The 4646-nt window shown below is 72.5% G+C and carries 2 protein-coding genes; both read left to right on the forward strand.

Translation table 11 applies throughout. The features are described 5' to 3' along the window. Positions 1 to 3314 (forward strand): SDR family NAD(P)-dependent oxidoreductase (locus tag ACFSL4_RS35640; RefSeq protein WP_381092078.1); only part of this gene is annotated, 3314 nt, incomplete at its 5' end. Positions 3315 to 3376: 62 nt separating this feature from the next. Continuing rightward, the coding region (locus ACFSL4_RS35645; protein ID WP_381092080.1) for a beta-ketoacyl synthase N-terminal-like domain-containing protein at positions 3377 to 4646 on the forward strand (1270 nt) is incomplete at its 3' end.

Genomic DNA, 4646 nt, shown 5'->3' on the forward strand with positions numbered 1-4646 from the left:
ACCTCCGTCAGACGGTCCTCTTCGAAGACACCGTCCGCGCCCTCCTCACCGACGGCTACCGGACCTTCGTCGAATCCAGCCCCCACCCCGTCCTCGCCGTGGGCCTCCAAGAGACCGCGGACGCCCTGGGCCACGACCTGGTGGTGACCGGTTCGCTGCGGCGCGACGAAGGCGGCCTCGACCGGGTACTGCTGTCCCTGGCCGAACTGCACGTCAGCGGCGTACCGGTGGACTGGGAGGCGGTCTTCGCCGAGACGTCCGCGCAGACCGTGGACCTGCCCACCTACCCGTTCCAGCGCCGCAGTTACTGGCTGCGCCCGTCGGCCCGGCGGCACAGCGGTCAGGTCGCCGAGGCGGGCATCGGCGGAGCGGACCATCCGCTGCTCGGCGCGGTGGTCGAACTCGCCGACGGCGCGGGCGCGGTGTTCACCGGGCGGCTGTCCACGGCGACCCAGCCCTGGCTCGCGGACCACGCGGTCCTCGACACCGTCCTGCTGCCCGGCACCGGATTCGTGGAACTCGCCCAGTACGCGGCCCGGTGCGTCGGAGCCGACGGCATCGACGAACTCACGCTGCACGCCCCGCTGGTCCTTCCGGCGGACGGCGCCGTACAGGTGCAGGTCGTGGTCGGCGGACGCGACGACACCGGCCGGTACGAGATCGGCGTCTACTCGCGCACCGAACCCGCCGCCGGCCCGGAGTCCGGCACGGCGGCCGAAGAGCCGCCGGACCGGCCCTGGACCCGGCACGCAATGGGCTTCCTCACCGCAGCGGGCGCCGCGCCCCCGATCACCGCCGACCAGGACCTCACCGCCTGGCCTCCCGCCGACGCCGAGGAACTCGACGTCCAGGGCGTCTACGACTGGTTCGCGGACCTGGGCTACGGCTACGGCCCCGCCTTCCAGGGGCTACGGCGCGCCTGGCGCCGGGGCGAGGAGGTGTTCACCGAGGTCGCCCTGCCCGAGGAGTACGCCTCCCAGGCCGACGCCTTCGAACTGCACCCCGCCCTCCTGGACGCAGCGCTGCACGCCACCGTCCTCGGCTACCACGGCGACACGGAGACCGCCGTCCTGCCGTTCTCCTGGAACGGTGTACGGACGCACGCCACCGGAGCCGACGCCCTGCGCGTTCGGTTCCGGCGCAGCGGCGAGGACATCGTCTCCGTGACCGTCGCCGACGCCACCGGGGCACCCGTCGCCACCGTCGACTCGCTGGCCGCGCGACCGCTCTCCACCGACCAGCTCGAAGAGGCCAAGAAGGCCCTCGGTGAGAGCGCCGCCGCCGAGGACTCCTGGCGCTACCGCATCGACTGGACCCGGGTCACCGACACCCCCGACGCGGCCCTCAACGGCACCTGGCTGCTCGTTGTGCCGACCGAGCAGGCCGACCACTCGTGGATCACCGCGAGTACCCAGGCCCTCCAGACGCGCGGCGCCCGGGTGACCACCGTCCTCGTCGACGACGCCCTGGCCGCCGACCGGGCCGCCCTCGCCGACCGCCTCACCGAGGCCGCCGGTGACGACGGACAGGGCGCACCAGTGACCGGGGTGCTGTCCTGGCTCGCCCTGGACGAACGCATGCACCCCGGCCACCCGTCGGTCCCGCTGGGCCTCGCACACACCGTCACCACCGTCCAGGCCATGGACTCCGCGGGCATCGAGGCACCCCTGTGGATCGCCACCCAGGACGCGGTGCAGGCCACAGACACCGACCCCGTCGACCACGTCCTGCAGTCCGCCGTCTGGGGCCTGGGCCGGGTCATCGCCCTGGAACAGCCCAAGCAGTGGGGCGGCCTCGTCGATGTCCCCGCCACGACCGGCGAACGAGCGGTCGGCCGTCTCGCCGATGTGCTGGCGGCCGACCGCGACGAGGATCAACTGGCCGTGCGTGACACGGGTGTTCTCGTACGACGCCTGCAGCGTGCTCCTCGCCCCGAGCCGTCACCAAAACGGCCGTGGAAGCCGGCCGGCACCGTGCTCGTCACCGGCGGCACCGGCGCCCTCGGCGGACACGTGGCCCGCTGGCTGGCCGAGGAAGGAGCCGACCACCTGATCCTGACCAGCCGCAGCGGACGCGACGCGGCCGGCGCGGACGAGCTGGAGGCCGAGCTGACCGCGCTCGGCGCGCAGGTCACCATCGCCAAGTGTGACGTCGCCGACCGCGCCCAACTCGCCGAGCTGCTCGACTCCTTGCCTGGCGACAGCCCGCTCGACGCCGTCATCCACACCGCCGGCGTCTCCCGCGACGGGATCGTCGACGGCCTCACCGTGGAGAACATGGACGCCGTCCTCCGGCCGAAGATCGACGCGGCGCTCAACCTGCACGAACTCACCGCCCATCTCGATCTGTCGGCGTTCGTCCTGTTCTCCTCCGTGTCCGGGGTCCTCGGCTCCGCGGGCCAGGCCGCCTACGCCGCCGGGAACACCTTCCTCGACACCCTCGTCCAGCAGCGGCGCGCCCAAGGACGCGTCGGCGCCTCCTTCGGCTGGGGCATGTGGGGCGGCGACGGCATGGCCACCCTCGGCTCCAACGAGGCCCGCATCAAACGGCGCGGCATCCGGCCGATGGACCCCGGCGCCGCCGTCGACGTCATGGCTCGCTCCCTGCTCGCGGACGAGCCGTTCCTCACCGTCATCGACGTCGACTGGCGCCGCTTCGTCGCTGAGGTGCACGGCGGCCGGGGCCGCCCGATCATCCGTGACCTGCCCGACGTACGGGCCCTGCGGACGGCCGCGGCCAGGACACCCGCCGGAACGACGGCACAGACGGCGCCCGGGGACGGCCCCGACGGGCTCGGCGCCCGGCTCGCAGGCCTCGCGCCCGCCGAGCAGAACCAGCTCCTGACCACCCTGGTCCGCACCCATGTGGCCACCGCCCTCGGCCACGCGTCGGCCGCCGAGATCGCCCCGGAACGTGCCTTCAAGGAACTGGGCTTCGACTCCCTGATCGCTGTCGAGCTGCGGAACCGGCTCAACGCGGCGACGGGCCTCAGGCTGCCCGCCACGCTGGTCTTCGACTATCCGACACCCGCGGCCCTGGCCGCCTACCTGGGGGAACAGCTGGCCCCGGCGCAGGAGACGACCGTCGACTCCGTCCTCGCGGGACTCGACGCCCTCGAAGCTGCCCTCGCGGCCCTGGCGCCGACGGACGGTGAACGGGTCCGTGTGGCCGCGCGGGCCCGCGAGGTCCTCGCCGCGGTCGGCGGCGCCCCGGCCGACACCGGCCCAGGCGCGGCCTCCGCACAGAAGATCGAGTCCGCCTCGGACGACGAGATCTTCGACTTCATCAACAAGGAGCTCGGCAAGTCGCAGTAAGACGTCACAGAGCAGGCAGAGCAGCCAGAGCACGCACACTGCTGGATGGAGCGGCAACGCAGATGGACAACGAAGAGAAGCTCCGCGAATACCTCAAGTGGGTCACGGCTGACCTGGTGCAGTCCAGGGAACGCGTGCGAGAACTGGAGGAGCGCGCCGGCGAACCCCTCGCCATCACCGCCATGGCCTGCCGGTTCCCGCACGGCGTCAGCACCCCCGAGGCACTCTGGGAGCTCGTCTCCACCGGCACGGACGCGGTCGCCCCGATCCCCGCCGATCGCGGCTGGAACATCGACGACCTCTACGACCCCGAGCTCACCCGGCCCGGCTCCATCGGCACCCGCGAGGCAGCCTTCCTGGACGAACTCGGCGCGTTCGACGCCGCGTTCTTCGGTATCTCCCCGCGCGAGGCCCAGGCCATGGACCCCCAGCAGCGGCTGCTCCTCGAAACCTCGTGGGAGGCGCTGGAACGCGCGGGCCTCGACCCGCAGAAACTGCGGGGCAGCCGCACCGGCGTCTTCGTCGGCTCCAACACCTGGGACTACGCCCCACCCCTGACACAGGCGCCCGACGAGGTGGCCGGCTACCTCATGACCGGTAACACCCCCAGTGTGATGTCGGGCCGGATCGCCTACATCCTCGGCCTGGAGGGCCCGGCGGTGACGCTGGACACGGCGTGCTCGTCGTCCCTGGTCGCTCTGCACCTGGCCGCTCAGGCCCTGCGCGCCGGCGACTGCGACCGCGCGCTGGTGGGCGGAGTGGCGGTGATGGCCGCGCCCGGCGTCCTGATGGAGTTCAGCAGACAGCGCGGCCTGGCACCCGACGGCCGCTCGAAGTCCTTCGCCGCGGCGGCCGACGGGGTCGGATGGGGCGAAGGCGTGGGCGTCCTGGTGGTGGAGCGGCTCTCCGAAGCCCTGGAAAACGGGCGTCGGGTGTTGGCGGTGGTGCGGGGCAGCGCGGTCAATCAGGACGGTGCGAGCAACGGGCTGACGGCGCCGAACGGTCCGTCGCAACAGCGGGTGATTCGTGCGGCTCTGGAGAGCGCCGGATTGTCGACGGCGGATGTGGACGCGGTGGAGGCGCATGGCACCGGGACGCGACTCGGGGATCCGATCGAGGCGCAGGCGCTGCTGGCGACGTACGGGCAGGGCCGGGATGCCGAACGGCCCCTGTGGCTGGGGTCGTTGAAGTCGAACATCGGTCACACACAGGCGGCCGCCGGCGTGGCCGGTGTGATCAAGATGGTGATGGCTCTGCAGCGGGGGATGCTGCCGCGCACGTTGCATGTGGATGAGCCGACGTCGCAGGTGGACTGGGCGTCGGGTGCGGTGG

Source organism: Streptomyces caeni, assembly GCF_042678285.1.
GTDB lineage: Bacteria > Actinomycetota > Actinomycetes > Streptomycetales > Streptomycetaceae > Streptomyces > Streptomyces caeni.